Below are 15,747 nucleotides of genomic sequence, written 5' to 3'. Positions count from 1 at the left end.
TTTGTCGCGCGAGGCGGCGCGAGGTTCACTGCGCGCGGGCGGGAACTGCTGACGCCGGCTTCAAATTCAGGAGGTTGCCGCACAGGATCAGTGCCGCGCCCATCACGGTCCAGGCGTCGAGTCGCTCGGCATAGAGCAGCCAGCCGACGGTTGCCGTGAGTGGGACCCGCAGGAAGTCCATCGGCACCACGATGGTCGCATCCGCGTAGCGGAGCGCGCTGGCGAGGCAATAGTGCGAGAATGTGCCGCAGACCCCGATGACGAACAGCCAGCCCCACAGATAGGCTGACGGCCAGGTCCAGACATAGAACGTCGGCAGGAAGCCGACGACCATCTGCACGACGATCATCCAGAACAGGATCGACAATGCGCTTTCGGTCCGGGTCAGCGATTTCGCCAGGATCATGGAGATGCTGAAGCCGATCGCGGCTCCGAGCGCGATCAACTGGCCCGGATTGATCTCGCCGGTGGCGGGCCGCACGATCATGACGACGCCGATGATGCCGAGCGCGACGGCGGCGATCTTCCAGACGGTCATGCGCTCGGCCAGGAACGTTGCGGCCAGCAGCGCGGTCCAGATCGGCATGGTGAATTCGATCGCGACGACCTGGCCGATCCCGATCAGCGTCAGCGCGTAGAACCAGCCGAGCTGCGCGAAATAATGGACCCCGTTGCGCGCGAGGTGCTGCGGCAGGCGTTTGGTCGCGACCGCCTTGAAACCACCGCTCCGATAGATCAGCGGCAGCAGCAGGGTGAACCCGATTACCGAGCGCACTTCCATAATTTGGAAGACGTTGAGGTCGCGCGTGGTCTCGCGCCCGGCAACCGCCATGACCAGCATGAGCGCGAGCCAGCCGGCCATCCACAGTGCAGCCATCGTTTTGGACGGTGTCGCGGTCATCGGTGCGGGGGCGCGAGGATCGAATTCGAGGGACGGCCGGTATCGGCGACATCGCCAGGGTTTGCAACGGTCAAATCTGCGGATGCAGCGATGCAGGGCGGCGTGCTAAGGCATCATTGAACAACAAGAAAAGGGAGATATTCGCTCATGCGAATCCTGCAGCCGGCCGAATGGAAAAAACCGCGCGGCTTCTCACATGGCGTAGTGGCGGAGGGGCCGGGCCGCTGGGTGGTGCTGGCCGGGCAGACCGGCGGCGACGAGACAGGCAATTACGCACCTGACATGGCGGCCCAGGTCGCAACCGCGCTGAAGCGGATCATCAAGCTCCTGGGCGAGGCCGGCGCGGGCCCCGAGCACATCGTCCGCCTGACCTGGTACCTGACCAGCCGCAGCGAATATGAGGCGGCCGGGGCCGGCATCGGCGCAGCCTGGAAGGAAACGCTGGGGCGCAATTTCCCACCCTCGACGCTGCTCTACATCGGCGGTCTCGTGGACGACCGGGCCAAGGTCGAGATCGAGGTCACCGCGTTCGTGCCGGGCGCATAAAAAATCGATCCGGTGCCGGGCACCGGATCGATTATCGTGTCACTGCTGTGTCTTACTTCGACAGCGAGATGTTGGCGCCGCGGAACTGGCTGTCCGCGCGCATCGTGACGTTCTGCTTGTTGCCGGACGTCTTCAGCGAGATGTTGGCGTTGAAGCCGGCGGTCGAGGCGACCAGCTCGTAGTTTCCGCCAGCGCCGCGGCCCTGGAGGGAGCCGCTGATGTTGCGGCTGGCCTCGGACCAGCTGCCGGCGATGGCGCCGCCCTCGGCCTTGACGTTGGCGCCGAGGTTGAACTTGTAGGCGTCGCTGGCGCAGGTCAGCGACATCTCCATGGTCGGTCCGACCGGAGCGTATTTGGCCCGGCAGCGGATCCGCTCGGTCGAGCCGTCATCCAGCGTGACGACGCCGGCGCCGCTCCAGCTCCCCGCCAGCGGGGCGAACGGGCCGGACTGGGCCTTGCTCTCGGAGTTGGCGATCCCCGCCGCAAACAAAACGGCGGCCGCGATCAGCAGCCGCCGGCTTAGGACGCTCGTCCCGAATTGCTTATTGGCGCGATGCTTCCCACCGCCCGCTGCACGGTATGCCTGCAGATGCTCCATTCCACTTCCCCGATCCGGCGTTGCCGCTGAGTTGACCGTTGGCATATGCACCATTGATCGAAACTTTCACAAGTCCCCCGCTGCCGATGGTGCCGGAAACGTTAGCGCCGGGCGCGGTGATCTTGCCGTCGGCAACCGTCAGCATGGAGCTCGCGGTCGGCTCGCAGGAGCCGCTCTTGGTGACGATCGTGACGTGCCAGTTGCCGTCATAGGGGGTCTGGGCGAAAGCGGGGGCGGCGAGGGTGATAACCGAAGCGGCACAGAAGGCCGCAATGCGAGCAAAACGCATGAATTCCGTCCTTGAATCTGTCTGATATGCTGACGCTTATTCGGCCCAAATGTGACGGAAATTTGTTGCAATGCCAAAGCGAAAATTGTTCCTGTGGAAACAATAGTTTATTTGTGTTTCCGACTCCAATTTTCGAAGCAGAATCAACGCTGCCTCACGTTAATCGTTAACGTGAGCAGGGCGACTCGGAAGTGGACTCAGGAGAGGCTTGGCGCTGAGGTCGCGAACTGCTCATCCTGAACCTTGGACGGCAGCGCCTTGTGCACTTTGACGTAGTCGATCACGTCGGCCAGCAGCTTGAGGCCGAGCGGGGCGAGCGCGCGCTCCCAGAGCTCGCGGGCGGTCTCGCCCTTCTTGACGAAGCACCAGTCCTGGGCGGCGATGGCGCCGGCGTCCATGCGGTCGGCAAGATGATAGATCGTGCCGCCGGCGATCGGATCGCCTTCCTTGATGGTCCATTCCACGGCAGCCTTGCCACGGTGACGCGGCAGCAGCGAGGGGTGATAGCCGATCCCGCCGAACTTGGCGGCGGCCAGGGCGTCCCGGCCGATCCGGGCGTGACTGTGGGCGGTGATGATCAGGTCGGTGTCGGGGGCGATTTCGGAGGCGACCACCAGCTTCGGATTGGCCTGGACCGCCACCTCGATGCCGGCAGCCTTGGCGGTCGCGGCGAGGCGATCCTCGGCATCGGCCACGACGACCCGCGCGATCGAGACGCTATGCTCCCGGAGCATGTTCAGGGTGGTCACGCCGAAATGGCGGGAGCCGACGAGGGTAATGCGCATGGGTGTCCGATCCGTCTCGCAACTGCGTCATCCTCCCGATAACACGTCGGTGCGCCGTGTCACCAGCTGCGGGCGGTTTGCGCCGGTTATCAACAATGCGCCGGGCGCGGGACGGCTGGACTGCGCGATTGCACAGCCGGCCGTTCCGGTGCTTCCATGCGCGCAATTGCACCCCATCAGGAGCGTGCGCATGCGAAACGCGTGGCTTTTCCTTCTGGCGACACTGATTGCGGCCGCTCCGGCCCACGCCGGTGGACCGTACCCCGCGGTCCCACCCGAGATCGGGGTTGCACCGTTCATCGGCCCGACATGGGATGCCTATCGTTGCGCCGAAGGGCCGGTCTATAATTTCTACCACGGGGCCTATTACGGCGAGGAGCCGCCCGCACTCTATCGCGGCTACGCCTACCGGCCGTATTACCGCTACAGCGCCTATCGCAGGCTGCCGCGAAAATACTTCTGCGTCACGGACTAGCGTTGCCGCGCGGCCACGATCGACAGCCAATGATGCATTCGTCGGTTCCAATGTTTCATTTGTAACAGAGGAGTCCGTCGTGTGCCGTTAGGATGTGCCCACCGGGGCTGGCCAAATTTGATTCCGCATCCGTTTTCGAACCCGGCTTTGGCCGCTGGCACAATCGCCAGCGGCCTTTTCATGCCGGCCATCACGAAATCATCGAACGGTAACGCGCTCTCAACCTGACTGTCGTATCGACGAATCCGTCGCGGATTTGTATTGCGTACCGCGACACCAAAAAATGTCCCGCCGGCGCGGGGGCGCCGCGCGGGGCTTTTTTGCCGGGACCGATTTCATGTCGAGCGCAATTGAGCAGATCGTGGACGCCTATGTGCGGCTGAAGAACCGCCGCGGCCTCGACGCGCTGATGATGCACCGGCAGCGGCTCGCGGTCGATCTAAAGAGCAAATCCGGCTACGACTTCAGCCTGCCGATCGGCAAGATCGACGAGGAGATCGCGATCATCGAGGCGGGGCTTAGCCGGCTGAAGGCCGAGTCCGCGGATCTCGGTGCGACACGTCCGATCTGACGCGCTCAGTCGCGCCGACCACCGTCGATGACGGTGAACAGCGGCCGTGCCGGGGTCGGCTCGACCAGCAGCTCCTCCACCAGCGCGGTTGCCGCATCGACATATTTGCGCGTCGGCTTGTCGAGCTCGCGTTTTGCTTCGTCGTCGAGCGCGATTTTTGCGGCCTCGACCAGCTTGCGCATGCGCACCGCATGGTCGTCCCCCGCCGTCAGCGTCGCGCGCGCCAGCGAGCGCAGCACGAACAGCTCGCCCTCGAGGCGGAGCAGGCGGTCGTTGAGCCTGGTGAGGACGGCGTTGAGATCGGCCATTGCTGCTGCTGGTCACGGTGGATCCGTCCTGATCTAGCGGTCATCGGTGAACGGAGTCCAAACGCCATTGGCGCAATTGGGTCGATCTCGAACGCCGCGGCAGGCAGCGATGCCGCCGATGTGAGACATCGTGACGTGGCGGATGCATCGTCCCCGCGCGGTTCCCGCACCACATGGGAGGCCTGGGTGGACGTCTGGAGCACGTGCGATGCGGTCTGTCCTGGTCCTGGTTCTCTTGATTTCGACTTGTGCGGCGGCGGCTGCCGCACCGGCGCATCACGTCCGCGCGCGGCATCACGTCGTCGTCCGTCCGGCGGAAGATGCGCCCGTGCCGCCCGGCTGGTACAAATTTCCGGGGTGGCCACCGATCCCGCCGTCGGAGAACAGGAATCTCGATCCCTCGAATTTCGGCGGCGCTTGATCGAAGCTACGCCGCGGTTCGCGCGAGATAGTCGCGGGCGAAGGCGAGATACCAGTCGAGGCAGGCGGGATTGGCCATCGCCTCCTTGTTGATGACCTTCTCGACCGGCTGGCCGAGCAGCAGCTTCTTGATCGGCAGTTCCTGCTTCTTGCCCGAGAGCGTGCGCGGGATCTCGGCGACGGCAAAGATCTCGTTCGGCAGGAAGCGCCGGGACAGACTGGCCTCGATCGCCTTGTTGATCTTGGCCTGCATCGCGCTGTCGAAGGCGACGCCGTCGCGCAGCACGACGAACAGCGGCATGTAGCTGTCGCGGCCGAGATATTCGAGGTCGACGACGAGAGAGTCCAGCACCTCCGGCAGCGTCTCGATCGCGGAATAGAGCTCGCTCGTGCCCATGCGCAGGCCGTGGCGGTTGATGGTGGCATCGCTGCGGCCATAGATGATGCAGGAGCCGTCCGGATTGATCTTGAGCCAGTCGCCGTGCCGCCACACCGGCCCGCGGCCGCTACCGTCGAAATTGTCCGGATAGGTCTCGAAATAGCTGGAGCGATAGCGCGCATCGCCCTCGTCGTTCCAGAAATAGAGCGGCATCGAGGGCATCGGCTCGGTGCAGACGAGCTCGCCGACCTCGTCGATGACGGCGCGACCCTGTTCGCTGAAGGCCTCGACGGCCGCGCCCAGCAGGCGGCATTGCATTGCGCCCGGCGTCTGCGGCAATTCGCGGTTGCCGCCGATGAAGGCGCCGGCGAAATCGGTGCCGCCGGAGATGTTCGCCCACCAGATGTCGGCCTGCGCCTTGCTGCCGTTGGTCTTCGACAGCGCCGCGAAACGCGCGTTGAACCAGGCTTGCGTATCCGCGCTGAGCGGCGAGCCGGTCGAGCCGAGGCAGCGCAGCTGCGACAGCTCGCCGGCGGCAGTGAGATCGACCTCGGCCTTGGCGCAGTTGGCGAAGAACGCCGCGCCCGCGCCGAAGAAGGTCGCTTTCGATTGCGCCACGAAGCGCCACAGTGTGGTCCAGTCCGGCTTGTCCTTGGCGCCGCCGGGGCTGCCGTCGAAGATGCAGCAGGTGGTGCCGCCGAGCAGGCCGCCGACCTGCGAATTCCACATGATCCAGCCGGTCGAAGAGTACCAGTGATAGCGCTCGCCGAAGGAATTGTGGTGGTAGGAGCAGCCGACGTCGTTGTGCAGGCCCAGCAGCGCCAGTGCCACGACGACGATGCCGCCGTGGCCGTGCACGATCGGCTTCGGCAGGCCGGTGGTGCCGCTGGAATAGACGATCCAGAGCGGATGATCGAATGGCAGCCACATCGGCTCGAACCCGTCGATCGCTGCGCCTGTCCGTGCGACGATGCTGGGGAGCAGGACATCCGGCGCTGCGGGCGCGGCTTCGCTGTGCAGGATGACGTGCTCGAGCGTGGGCAGGGATCGACGAAGCTCGGCGACAACGTCCTTGCGGTCGTGCCGGCGGCCGGCATAGGTGACGGCGTCGCAGGCGATCAGCACCTTTGGCTCGATCTGCTTGAAGCGGTCGATCACGGCGGGCGCGGCCATGTCGGGCGCGCACACGCTCCAGACCGCTCCGATGCTGGCGCTTGCCAGGAACGCGATGATCGTCTCGGGGATGTTGGGCAGATAGGCCGCGATACGGTCGCCCGGCTTGATGCCCTTTTCCTTCAGATGCAGCGCGAGCGCAGCTGCCTTGCGCTGCAGCTCCGGCCAGCTGGTCTCGCTGAGCTTGCCGTCCTCGCCGCAACTGACGATCGCGGGCAGGCCGGCGGCGTCGGCGGCTTCGACATGCCGAAACACCTGCCGGGCATAGTTGACCTGCGCGCCGGGAAACCACACCGCGCCGGGCATCTTGCGCTCGGTCATCACGGCCTCAAACGGCGTCGGGGATTGCAGATCGTAATAGTCCCAGATGCTGCGCCAGAAGCCGTCGAGATCGCGCACCGACCACTGCCGCATCTCCTCGTAGCTCGCGAAGGTGAGGCCGCGTTGCTCGGCGAGCCAGTTGCGGTAGAGGGCGATCTGGGGAACGAAGGGAGCGGTCATTGCGTGTCGGCTTCAGTTGCGGGGAGGGGTATTCTAGCCCGTGCCGCAGAGGAGCAGAAGCTGCAGTTCGTGCAGACAGCAATGACAGCTGTGGCGGGTCTGCGTGCGCTAGGAGCAGGTTGGGGTGGTGTAACGCGATTGCTTCAACAGACCCGTCATTTGCGAGCGCAGCGAAGCAATCCAGACTGTCTCCGCGGAAAGACTCTGGATTGCTTCGCTGCGCTCGCAATGACGGCGCGGAGGCGTTGTCGCCTCAGCCTAGTACCCGACCCCGGCCCAGCGCCGTCCGAACACCGGCGGCTTGTTCTTCATCGCTTGCCAGCCGAAGAAGTGATGCTTGCCGGACCAGCTGTGCACCGTGCCGCTGCAGATGCTGCATTTGAAGCTGCCGGTGTGCGCTTCGTTGTGCTCTTCCCGTGTCGCGGTGTAGTTCATGCCGCAACCGGTGCAGGTGAATTCTTCGGTCGTCCAGATGCTGTTGGCCATTGCACTTCAGTATTCCCAGATGCGTTGCGAGAAGCGTAGGTGCGAGCCTTTGCAGCCGCGTAAACCGGTCCCGGGAAATCCGGTTAATGGCCGTTAGCCAAACCCGGCGCGCTGGCGGACGCAGCGCCCGTCAGTCCAAATCGCGACGCCGACGGGTCCAAGCGCGCCCTTGATCCGGCAGCTAGATTTCATCCCGTCGCCTCGGTCTGAAGGCGCTTCAAGTGGGGATGAGGTTATGGGGAAGAAACTGGTTCTGACGGTTGCGCTGCTGTCGCTGGCAACGCCGGCATTTGCCGCCGACATGATCGCGCCCGTGCCGGTGAAGGCGCCGGTTGCGGCGGCGATCTTCAGCTGGACCGGCTTCTACATCGGTGCGCATGGCGGCGGCGCCTGGAGCAAGTGGAGCGGCGTGGATCCGGCCGATCCGACGGCAACCTGGAGCTCGGTCACGGCCAGCGGCGGCGTGGTCGGCGGCCAGATCGGCGGCAACTACCAGATCAGCAATTTTGTGATTGGCCTCGAGGGCACCGGCGCCTGGTCCAGCGTCACACTCAAGGACAACAGCCCGTTCGGCGGCGGCGCGGGCTTCGTGTTCTCGCTGAAGAACGACTATATCGCGACGGTCGCCGGCCGCTTCGGCGTCGCCTTCGAGCGCGTGCTGCTCTACGCCAAGGGCGGTGCAGCCTTCACCCGCGACAAATACTACGTCAACAATGGCCTTGCCGGCGCGCTCGCAGGCTCCGCCTCGGGCAGCTTCAACCGCACCGGCTGGCTTGCCGGCGGCGGCGTCGAATGGATGTTCATGCCGAACTGGTCGGTGCGGGCCGAATACAATTACATGGGCTTCGGCGCCATCACCGAGCTGCCGGTGACGACTGGCAATCTGGTGGCAACGCCCGCCAATGTGAAGCTGAACATCCAGACCGGCACGGTGGGCGTGAACTACCACTTCTAAAGGGGGCAAACCGTCTGCCCGGCGGCGACTGACGCCACGCCGGGCGGCGTAGCGGTCCGATGGCCACGGGCCCGATCGTCTTGACGCCGGATGCGCGGCTGGCAATAACGCTGGGCCGTGCTAGTGCCGGAACCCGCGTCAATGCCGCAAGGAAAGGCGTGCCCGTGAAAAGCCTCCGTCAGCTCCTGACGGGAGAGGACATCATCCAGCTCGTGATCCGGCTCGGCCTGCTTGGCCTGCTGATCATCTGGACCTTCCTGATCATCCGTCCGTTCGTGCCGATCCTGGCCTGGAGCGGCGTGCTCGCGGTCGCGTTCTACCCGGCCTTCAGCTGGGTCGCCAAGATCCTCGGCGGGCGCCCGAAGACCGCGGCCGTGATCCTCACCCTGATCACGCTCGGCATCGTCATTGGCCCTGCGACCTGGCTCGGCCTCAGCGCAGTCGACGGCGTGCGTGATCTGGCGCGCCAGCTCGGCACCGGCGACCTCGCGCTCCAGTCGGCGCCGGAGCAGCTCAAATCGTGGCCGGTCGTCGGACCCTGGCTCTTTGAGCTCTGGGAGCAGGCCTACAACAACATCCGCGCGGTGCTGCGCGAGGTCGCACCCTATCTCCAGCCGCTGGCGGGACCCTTGTTGTCGCTCGCGGGCGATGCAAGCCTCGGCGCGCTCCAGTTCCTGGTCTCGGTGTTCGTCGCCGGCTTCCTGTTTCCACACGGGCCGCGGCTGGTTGCGGCTGGCCGCGGCTTCCTTTTCCGCATCGTGCCCGAGCAGAGCGAGCATTTCCTGGAGCTTGCAGGCGCCACCATCCGCGCCGTGGCGCAAGGCGTGATCGGCGTCGCGATCGTGCAGGCGCTGCTCGCCGGCATCGGCTTCAAGCTCGCCGCCGTGCCGAGCGCCGGCCTTCTCGCCTTCATCGTGCTGCTGCTCTCGATCGTTCAGATCGGCGCATTCCTGGTGCTGCTGCCGGTCATCATCTGGATCTGGACCGCCAAGGACGTCACTACAGCGCTGCTGCTCACCGTGTTTCTCGTCCTCGTCGGCTTCATCGACACCATGTTGAAGCCGCTGGTGATGGGGCGCGGCCTCACCACGCCCACCATCGTGATCTTCGTCGGCGTGATCGGCGGCACGCTCGCCAACGGCATCGTCGGCCTGTTCATCGGGCCGATCATCCTGTCGGTGGCCTGGGAGTTGATGATGGTCTGGATCAGGACCGAGGACCGGGCGGCGGCGAGCGAAAGCTGAGCTTTCCGCACGGGCTGTGATCAACGCGTCCGCGAACTTGTCTATTGAACTAGACAAGTTACGATGGGACGATTCTGTTTTCGATCTACGGCAGCAATGGCGAAGTCTTCCAAGCTGGTTGCCGCAAGGCGCGGCAAGGTATTGTTGGTCAGACGACGGTCGGACGGCCTGTGGATGTTCCCGGGCGGCCGCAAGCGCGCGCGCGAATCCGACAAGGATTGCCTGCGGCGGGAGATCAAGGAGGAGCTGCCCAAGCTGAAGCTCGGCCGGATCAGCCTCTGGAAGGAAGTGAAGGCCAGAAACAAGCGCTCCGGGCGCAAGATGAGCGATGCGATCTTCATCGCCAAGGGCGCCAAGGGCAGGCTCGCGATCGGCGACAAGAACGAGATCGACCGCGCCGCCTGGCAGAAGCCGCGCGGCATCCGCCTGACGCCGACCTCGCGCTACATCCGCGATCGGCTGTTTCCAAGGAAGCCGCAGCGCCGGTGAGGAGGGGGCGGCCGCGTCCTGGCGGCGTGGGTGCGGCAAATCGCCCGCGGGTCCACGACGGCAGGAGCTACTCGGATCGGCCCGGCATTCGCCTGCGGCCCTGCAACGACCGGGACGGCGTTGCGGGGACATTCGGCACGAGCCGCCTTGCCGCTCCCGCCTTGCGCAGCTCCTTGCGCACCTTGCGTGCATCACGCATCGCGCGCTTGACGAAAGGATGCTGCGAATCCTCGGCGAAGAACAGCACCACCTCGCAACTCGGACATTGCCTGGAATAGCCATCCTGCAATCGCCCGGCGCGATCGCGAAACACGGATTTGCACCGCGTGCACTGAACCTGAACCGAACTCATCTGCGCACAACAATGACTATTGGAAATGGATGTGTAGGGTGAGCGTAAATTTCTGAAGAAAGGTTGAATGCGCACGCGAATTGACCGGCGGATCCTGCCGCGCCCGATACAGCGGGCAGGCGAAGGATTTCGCTGAGTTGTGTTCGCGCTTCGCTCTCTCAGCTGTGAAGCCGCGTCGGATCGCGTGGGACGGTCGGCGTATTACCTAAGCCGGAGGGGATTTGATTGGAGCCGATGCGATGCGCCATGTTTTGGCCGTGGGCCTTTTGATCGTCCTGTGCACGTCTGCAAACGCTGCAACGCTGCATCACGCTCGCGCGCGCGATCCTGCGGCACGCCATCCTGCGGTCGATCGTTCCGGTGCGGAAGTGAATTCTCGCGTGCGCTTCGCGGTCCCCGGCTGGAGCGATGAAGCAACACGGCGCTGGCTCGATAACGCCTCGTCAAACGTCGGCCGAGGCGGATAGCCACGGCGGATCGTGGCCAAAGCCCGACCTTGCAAAGCGTGATCGGCCGGGGCGGGTGCCTTCTGGAAAGCGCCGAAGGGCGTGGCGACTAAGCGGCTTGCTCCTCAAACGAAGTGTACACCCGGCCAGCCGGATCAACGATCTGAACTTCCCAACACCCGTCCTGGACGAGTTCTCTGGCCTTCTTGAGGGCGGCGGCGAGTGAGAGCCGCTTGAGGCTGACCACGCCTGCCGTGTCGAAACCGCTGATTTCAAACATGCCGCTCCTCCGATTTTTGTGAATCCTACACCTTTTGTGCGCGTTGTCTCCCGGCTTTTGTGGCGAGGCGCCTGGAACAGCAGACTGATGCGGTGTTGCAGGGGGGATTACGAGGGCCCGCGGCCTTCCCATGGAATGCGCCGGCGTCCGGTGCCGTGCGGCCACGGCGCTGACCTCGCTATCCGCGATGGTCTTCGCGACCTGAACGGTACGGTTCCACGATAATTCCGGGACCGGCCGGATGACTACTTTCGGCGGTACCGAGTGACGGGCCGTCACTCAGCGAGGCCAGGCGTCGCGCACGGCCAAGCGTCCTGATCCTGATGGGAAAATTCGGGAGTCGGTCGAGTTCCACGAGCTCGGTGTTGACCGCTTCCGTCATCGGAGCGCGGCGTACAGCAGGCGGGCGCAGATCAATCTTGGGGCCACCGGCTCACGCTGGCGGGCGGTTTAACCGCAGCTCCGCGCCTCCGGCTTAGTCAGGAAGCGGTGCACTTGTTCTGCTCGCTCTTTGCTCAGATCCGCGGCCAAGTCGAAACCAATTGCTGCGGGACCTTTGCGCTCTCGGTCATAGACCATCCAGCCATTGCCACCCATTCGAACTAAAAATCTGCTCTGCGAAGGTGCTGTGTCGCTCATGGAAGAATACTCCCTCATGCAGCGAGCCGACTGCTAACGACAATCCCGAATAAAAGGCCGCGGTGGAGACCACAGCGGCGACCGGGTTAAAATGAAAAAATCAGAGTAAGTGAAATAAGCAGCCAGCCCCGGTGAAAGAAGCCTACCGCAACTCTGCCCGGGGTCAATATGATTCAAATCACAATTGATTAGTTGCTTAACGTGCATGCGCTGAGTGTGACGATTAGATGAATGTTGTCGGGCCGCCGCCTTCTGCCACCAATATCAGCGCCTGTATCGCAGCTTGAATCTTCTCGCTTGTTTGGATCGGGCGCCAGATCGCGGATCAACGCGCACGCGGCCGCAACCTTGCGAAGCTCTCCAAGCAAGCCTGCGCGACTTTCATTGCAGCTATTCCGCTTGCGTCGATGGAACCTGTCGCCAATGTGCGAAAGCGAACAGCACCGATTGTCGGTCTTTCCTAGGCTCAGGATGCTTGGTCCTCCCCAAGGCCCAGGCACCTCCAGCGGCCCCGGCCCTCTACAATCCCCAATAGCCCCCACGGCCGGGGCCGCATTTTATTTGCGGGGCTCATCGACCGACCGACCATCATCGAAGCAGGCGCGCGCAACGAGGGGCCAGAGCGCGATGGATTCGCTATCCAGCAGATGATCGGAGTTAGCAAAGGCATCGTCGCTAAAGTTGCGAGGAAGATCTCTGAAGTCGACCTGTCGAAGCTTAAAGCGGCTTGCAATCTTGTTGATGTAGCCCTCGAATTCGGCAAAGCGGCTGTCCGGGATCGAACTCGTCATCTTCAGGTATTCCTGCGTCACAGGCGTTCTAAAGAGGCAGACGTTTGCTCCGCGCTCAGCGAGGCGTGATATGGCCTCCTCGAACTCGGCTGCGGAGGTGCTGCGGACGAAGTCAGCTCGTGGGTTCTGTTCCAAGACGCGAACTTCGGTAAGATCTGCTCGATCGTCGGGAGAGAGCCAAGTCCAATTGAAGTGCTGCCGCGGATACAATTCGACCCACCTTTTCTCTGCTGCTGCGGCTCGTGATCGCACAGGGGAGGTCTCCTGCGCGTGAGCGGAGGAGATGATCTGATTAGCAACGTCATAGCCAGAAGCGACGATGTTGGGGCGCAGCGTTTCCCAATAGTAGGCTGACGAGAGAACGGTCGGGAATCGCCGGCTGATCAGATTTCGTTGCGTGACGAATTTCTGGCGTTTCTCATGGTATCCGCCGAACCATTGCGGGTCGGCTTGGAGGATGATCTTCCCGGGTTTGGTCGCATCGTAGAGGTAGCGCGTGAGCGTGTTGAGTTCTTCGGGCTGCTCGCCGGCCCAGCCATAGAAAGAGAACTCTGGAATGCGAGAGATGGCCATGACGTGGGAATCGCCGAACACCGCATTTGTCGGGTCCGAAAACGCAGCGTTCTTGAGGAAATAATAGGTCGTCGCTGCATATCGCCCTGAGAGATGGCAGTAAGCCTCGATACCCAGCACGCAGGCGGGGAGTGTCAGGATCAGAACGGCGAGCCTGGCCAGGCTAGAACTGGAAATAGATGAAAGCATTTGGCGTGCCGGATACCATGATGACGACCGAGAAAAAGAGCAGAGTGCCGCCGAGCGCCACAAGCCCGAGCTTGGCCGCAGGGATTTGCCGCAGGTAGTCGCTCTCGCTTCCTTTGAGGAGGAAGCTGAAGCCAAACAGTTGCGCGGTGTTCGGGCAGACGAGGATCAGCAGCCAGCAGAAGCCAAGCAGATGGATGGCCCTTGGTTCGAGGGTGCTCGTCGCCCATGGCGTGAAGAGCGACGAGATCATGTTGCGTGACGTCGCAAGATCGACGGCCCTGAAGAAAATCCAGCCGAACAGGACGGTGGCCATTGTCGCGGTCCAGCCGACAAACGACACGAGACGTGAGTCCGCCAGTGCGGCGGGACGGATCGAATTCCAAGCGTGATTGATGATCAATGCCGCGCCGTGAAGTGCGCCCCATATGACGAAGGCAAATCCGGCGCCGTGCCAGATCCCGCCCAAGGTCATCACCAGGAACAGGTTGACGTAAGTCCGTGATATCCGGCCGCGGCTGCCGCCAAGGGGGATATACAAGTAGTCGCGCAGGAAGCGGGACAGCGTGATGTGCCAGCATCGTCAGAACTCGATGATGGACGTCGCCTTGTAGGGTGAAAAGAAATTGATCGGCAGCGTCAGTCCGAGCATGCATGCAAGTCCGATGGCCATGTCGGAATAGCCGGAGAAGTCGAAATAGATCTGCGCGGCGTACGCGGCGATCGCAAGGGCCGCATCCGTTCCCGACACCAGTTGCCCGCTCGCAAGGCCGAAGATGCGATCGGCTGACGGTGCGAGCTGGTCAGCAAAGGCAACTTTCTTGAACAGACCGATCGAGAAGATGCAGAGTCCTGTGACGATCAAGTCCAGGCTCGGCCGCTTCTCGGCGCGAAACTGGGGCAGCATCTCGGTATATCGGATGATCGGTCCGGCGATGAGCTTGGGAAACAAGCTGATGAATGCGGAATAGCGCAGCGCTGAGCCGCGTTCGACGCGGCCCGCATGCACGTCGGACAGGAAGGCGATCTGCTCAAAGGTGATGAACGAAATCGCGAGGGGCAGGATGATGTTGGACGGCGTAAAGGGCAGGCCCAGAGCGCGATCGATATTGCGGGCAACAAAGTCCCAGTATTTGAAGTAGCCGAGTGGCGCCAGATTGAACGCGATGCCGGCAAGATATAACCAGCGTCGATGTCCTTTCCCGATCAGCGTTGCGATCACGTAATTCGCGGCCGCCGAGAGGCCTAGCAGCCACAGATAGGCTGGGATATGGGCCGCGTAGAAATACGCTGAGGCGCCGGTCAGGGTCAGCAGGAAGAGCCAATATGGCCCGAAACTTGTGAGCCAACTGGCTGCAAGAGCCCTCGGCAAGAAGCTGAAGAGAAAAAGTGTGGTCGAAAACAGCATGTACCCCCGCAGGCGGGCAACCTACAGGTGCGTAACTGCTACGACAAGTTGCGAGCTGGGTATTCCGCCCAGTTCTGCGGGCGTGCACGAGTAGCCAGGCGAGCCAATGCCCGGAGCGCCCGATAGGGGCGGATTTGTTGGCAAATCAGGCGGGATTTCTAGTTATGCGCCGCTGATTCAGCTCGGGCGATTGACCCGAACCTTGACTTGCTGCATGAGTAGTACTTTACGTCAGTGCACTCTTTGGTAGTTAGTGAATTACAGTGGGCTTGGAATTTTCCCGCGCGTCCCGGGTGAGGCGCGCAGCGATTTATTCGGTTGGGATGGCGGGCGGGGTGGGCATCGCGCTGTTCGTTGTTCTCGGCCTGCTCGACGATGCGATCGAGAGGCGACTGTACTGGAATTGCCTGAGGGCTCACCCGGACCTGTCGATCGTCTGCCTGACTGAGGAACGTGCATTGCGGCTCGGATTTTACGTTCCGTAGCGTCTCCGCCGCCAAAAACGACCGACGCGCGTTCGTGCCACCGTGGAGCGCGAGAACGTATGCCGTCTCGCCTGTTCATTTGGACTGGTTTCGCGGCCAGCTTCGGTTGTATCGCCTACGTCGCGACACGGCCGGGATTTCACTTCACGACGACGCTTGAACTGTTCAGGAAGCAATGCGACGCCGATGAAGACTGCGCCCAAAAATTGGAAGCGCAACGCAGGATCAACATGGCCGATACCATCGAGCAAATGGGGAGGGCCGCGATCGCCAGGCAGGATGCCCTGAAGCGACACTAGCTGTTGCTAGCGGCTTCGCCGGCAAATTTTTCGAGGGCCATAAAGCAAGGCCGCCTCCGTGGGCGGCCTCTTTTACACTGACAGGTGTCGCACTCCCGGCGCTCTAATCCCCAATTGGATCGGCAGCCGGGAGCAGTTGGGGCTGGCAAGGGCGAGGAGTGCCATCCT

The 15,747-nt window shown here is 63.0% G+C and carries 19 protein-coding genes and 1 pseudogene; 9 read left to right on the top strand and 11 right to left on the bottom strand.

The window, feature by feature from the left end:
* Positions 1-25 precede the first annotated feature (25 nt).
* Positions 26-901: a DMT family transporter gene (locus NLM25_RS24085; protein WP_254138637.1), complete on the bottom strand. Its 876-nt coding sequence runs from the start codon at positions 899-901 to the stop codon at positions 26-28.
* A 147-nt stretch (positions 902-1,048) separates the two neighbouring features.
* Here NLM25_RS24085 and NLM25_RS24080 point away from each other — a divergent pair, with 147 nt between their 5' ends.
* Positions 1,049-1,447: a RidA family protein gene (locus NLM25_RS24080; RefSeq protein WP_254138636.1), complete on the top strand. Its 399-nt coding sequence runs from the start codon at positions 1,049-1,051 to the stop codon at positions 1,445-1,447.
* Between the two features lie 52 nt (positions 1,448-1,499).
* Here the strand turns inward: NLM25_RS24080 and NLM25_RS24075 are convergent, their stop codons facing one another.
* From NLM25_RS24075 to NLM25_RS24065, 3 genes are all read right to left on the bottom strand, one after another.
* Positions 1,500-2,045, bottom strand: a complete 546-nt coding sequence (locus NLM25_RS24075) for a hypothetical protein (RefSeq protein WP_254119660.1) — start codon at positions 2,043-2,045, stop codon at positions 1,500-1,502.
* The gene (locus tag NLM25_RS24070) at positions 1,990-2,334 is read right to left on the bottom strand and encodes a hypothetical protein (protein ID WP_254119658.1); all 345 of its coding nucleotides are present in this window, start codon (positions 2,332-2,334) and stop codon (positions 1,990-1,992) included. Before NLM25_RS24070 ends, NLM25_RS24075 begins: the two co-directional genes overlap by 56 nt.
* Positions 2,335-2,531: 197 nt before the next feature.
* A complete protein-coding gene (locus tag NLM25_RS24065; RefSeq protein ID WP_254119656.1) occupies positions 2,532-3,119 on the bottom strand; it encodes a formyltransferase family protein in 588 nt (195 codons plus the stop codon).
* 190 nt (positions 3,120-3,309) lie between these two features.
* On the opposite strand from NLM25_RS24065, the gene NLM25_RS24060 reads away from it, so the two are divergent.
* Together NLM25_RS24060 and NLM25_RS24055 are read left to right on the top strand one after the other, a co-directional pair.
* Positions 3,310-3,594 (top strand): hypothetical protein, encoded by a 285-nt coding sequence (locus NLM25_RS24060; protein ID WP_254138635.1) that lies wholly within the window; start codon positions 3,310-3,312, stop codon positions 3,592-3,594.
* A 337-nt stretch (positions 3,595-3,931) separates the two neighbouring features.
* On the top strand, positions 3,932-4,165 hold the full coding sequence (locus NLM25_RS24055; protein WP_254119653.1) for a hypothetical protein: 234 nt from the start codon (positions 3,932-3,934) through the stop codon (positions 4,163-4,165).
* Between the two features lie 5 nt (positions 4,166-4,170).
* On the opposite strand, the gene NLM25_RS24050 is transcribed toward NLM25_RS24055, so the two are convergent.
* Positions 4,171-4,473 carry a hypothetical protein gene (locus NLM25_RS24050; RefSeq protein WP_027534614.1) on the bottom strand — a complete coding sequence of 101 codons (303 nt, stop codon included), beginning with the start codon at positions 4,471-4,473 and terminating at the stop codon, positions 4,171-4,173.
* Between the two features lie 208 nt (positions 4,474-4,681).
* Between NLM25_RS24050 and NLM25_RS24045 the strand changes: the two genes are divergently transcribed.
* Positions 4,682-4,894, top strand: a complete 213-nt coding sequence (locus NLM25_RS24045) for a hypothetical protein (RefSeq protein WP_254138634.1) — start codon at positions 4,682-4,684, stop codon at positions 4,892-4,894.
* A 6-nt stretch (positions 4,895-4,900) separates the two neighbouring features.
* Here NLM25_RS24045 and NLM25_RS24040 read toward each other — a convergent pair whose 3' ends face one another.
* A complete protein-coding gene (locus NLM25_RS24040) occupies positions 4,901-6,946 on the bottom strand; it encodes an acetoacetate--CoA ligase (RefSeq protein ID WP_254138633.1) in 2,046 nt (681 codons plus the stop codon).
* Between the two features lie 258 nt (positions 6,947-7,204).
* Entirely contained in the window at positions 7,205-7,432 is a 228-nt protein-coding gene (locus tag NLM25_RS24035; protein WP_254138632.1) for a hypothetical protein, read from the bottom strand.
* 235 nt (positions 7,433-7,667) lie between these two features.
* Between NLM25_RS24035 and NLM25_RS24030 the strand changes: the two genes are divergently transcribed.
* From NLM25_RS24030 to NLM25_RS24020, 3 genes are all read left to right on the top strand, one after another.
* Positions 7,668-8,387, top strand: coding sequence for an outer membrane protein (locus NLM25_RS24030; RefSeq protein ID WP_254138631.1), 720 nt, complete (start codon positions 7,668-7,670; stop codon positions 8,385-8,387).
* Between the two features lie 164 nt (positions 8,388-8,551).
* Entirely contained in the window at positions 8,552-9,631 is a 1,080-nt protein-coding gene (locus NLM25_RS24025; protein ID WP_254119644.1) for an AI-2E family transporter, read from the top strand.
* A gap of 96 nt (positions 9,632-9,727) precedes the next feature.
* Positions 9,728-10,120, top strand: coding sequence for an NUDIX hydrolase (locus NLM25_RS24020; protein WP_254119642.1), 393 nt, complete (start codon positions 9,728-9,730; stop codon positions 10,118-10,120).
* A gap of 67 nt (positions 10,121-10,187) precedes the next feature.
* Here the strand turns inward: NLM25_RS24020 and NLM25_RS44470 are convergent, their stop codons facing one another.
* The 4 genes and pseudogenes from NLM25_RS44470 to NLM25_RS24000 all read right to left on the bottom strand — a co-directional run bounded on the left by NLM25_RS44470 (position 10,188) and on the right by NLM25_RS24000 (position 14,795).
* Complete coding sequence (locus NLM25_RS44470; RefSeq protein ID WP_375167842.1) at positions 10,188-10,370, bottom strand: hypothetical protein; 183 nt, start codon at positions 10,368-10,370, stop codon at positions 10,188-10,190.
* A 657-nt stretch (positions 10,371-11,027) separates the two neighbouring features.
* Positions 11,028-11,198 carry a hypothetical protein gene (locus tag NLM25_RS24010; RefSeq protein WP_254119639.1) on the bottom strand — a complete coding sequence of 57 codons (171 nt, stop codon included), beginning with the start codon at positions 11,196-11,198 and terminating at the stop codon, positions 11,028-11,030.
* Between the two features lie 1,196 nt (positions 11,199-12,394).
* Positions 12,395-13,390 (bottom strand): hypothetical protein, encoded by a 996-nt coding sequence (locus tag NLM25_RS24005; protein WP_254138629.1) that lies wholly within the window; start codon positions 13,388-13,390, stop codon positions 12,395-12,397.
* A pseudogene (locus NLM25_RS24000) lies at positions 13,365-14,795 on the bottom strand (MBOAT family O-acyltransferase). The gene NLM25_RS24005 and the pseudogene NLM25_RS24000 overlap by 26 nt, the downstream one beginning before the upstream one ends.
* 335 nt (positions 14,796-15,130) lie before the next feature.
* Between NLM25_RS24000 and NLM25_RS23995 the strand changes: the two are divergent.
* Positions 15,131-15,280 carry a hypothetical protein gene (locus NLM25_RS23995; protein WP_254119633.1) on the top strand — a complete coding sequence of 50 codons (150 nt, stop codon included), beginning with the start codon at positions 15,131-15,133 and terminating at the stop codon, positions 15,278-15,280.
* Positions 15,281-15,339: 59 nt separating this feature from the next.
* The gene (locus NLM25_RS23990) at positions 15,340-15,579 is read left to right on the top strand and encodes a hypothetical protein (protein ID WP_254138628.1); all 240 of its coding nucleotides are present in this window, start codon (positions 15,340-15,342) and stop codon (positions 15,577-15,579) included.
* The last annotated feature ends 168 nt before the right edge of the window (positions 15,580-15,747 follow it).

The organism is Bradyrhizobium sp. CCGB01 (genome assembly GCF_024199795.1).
Lineage (GTDB): Bacteria > Pseudomonadota > Alphaproteobacteria > Rhizobiales > Xanthobacteraceae > Bradyrhizobium.
This window is presented reverse-complemented; position numbering and strand designations above follow the sequence as displayed.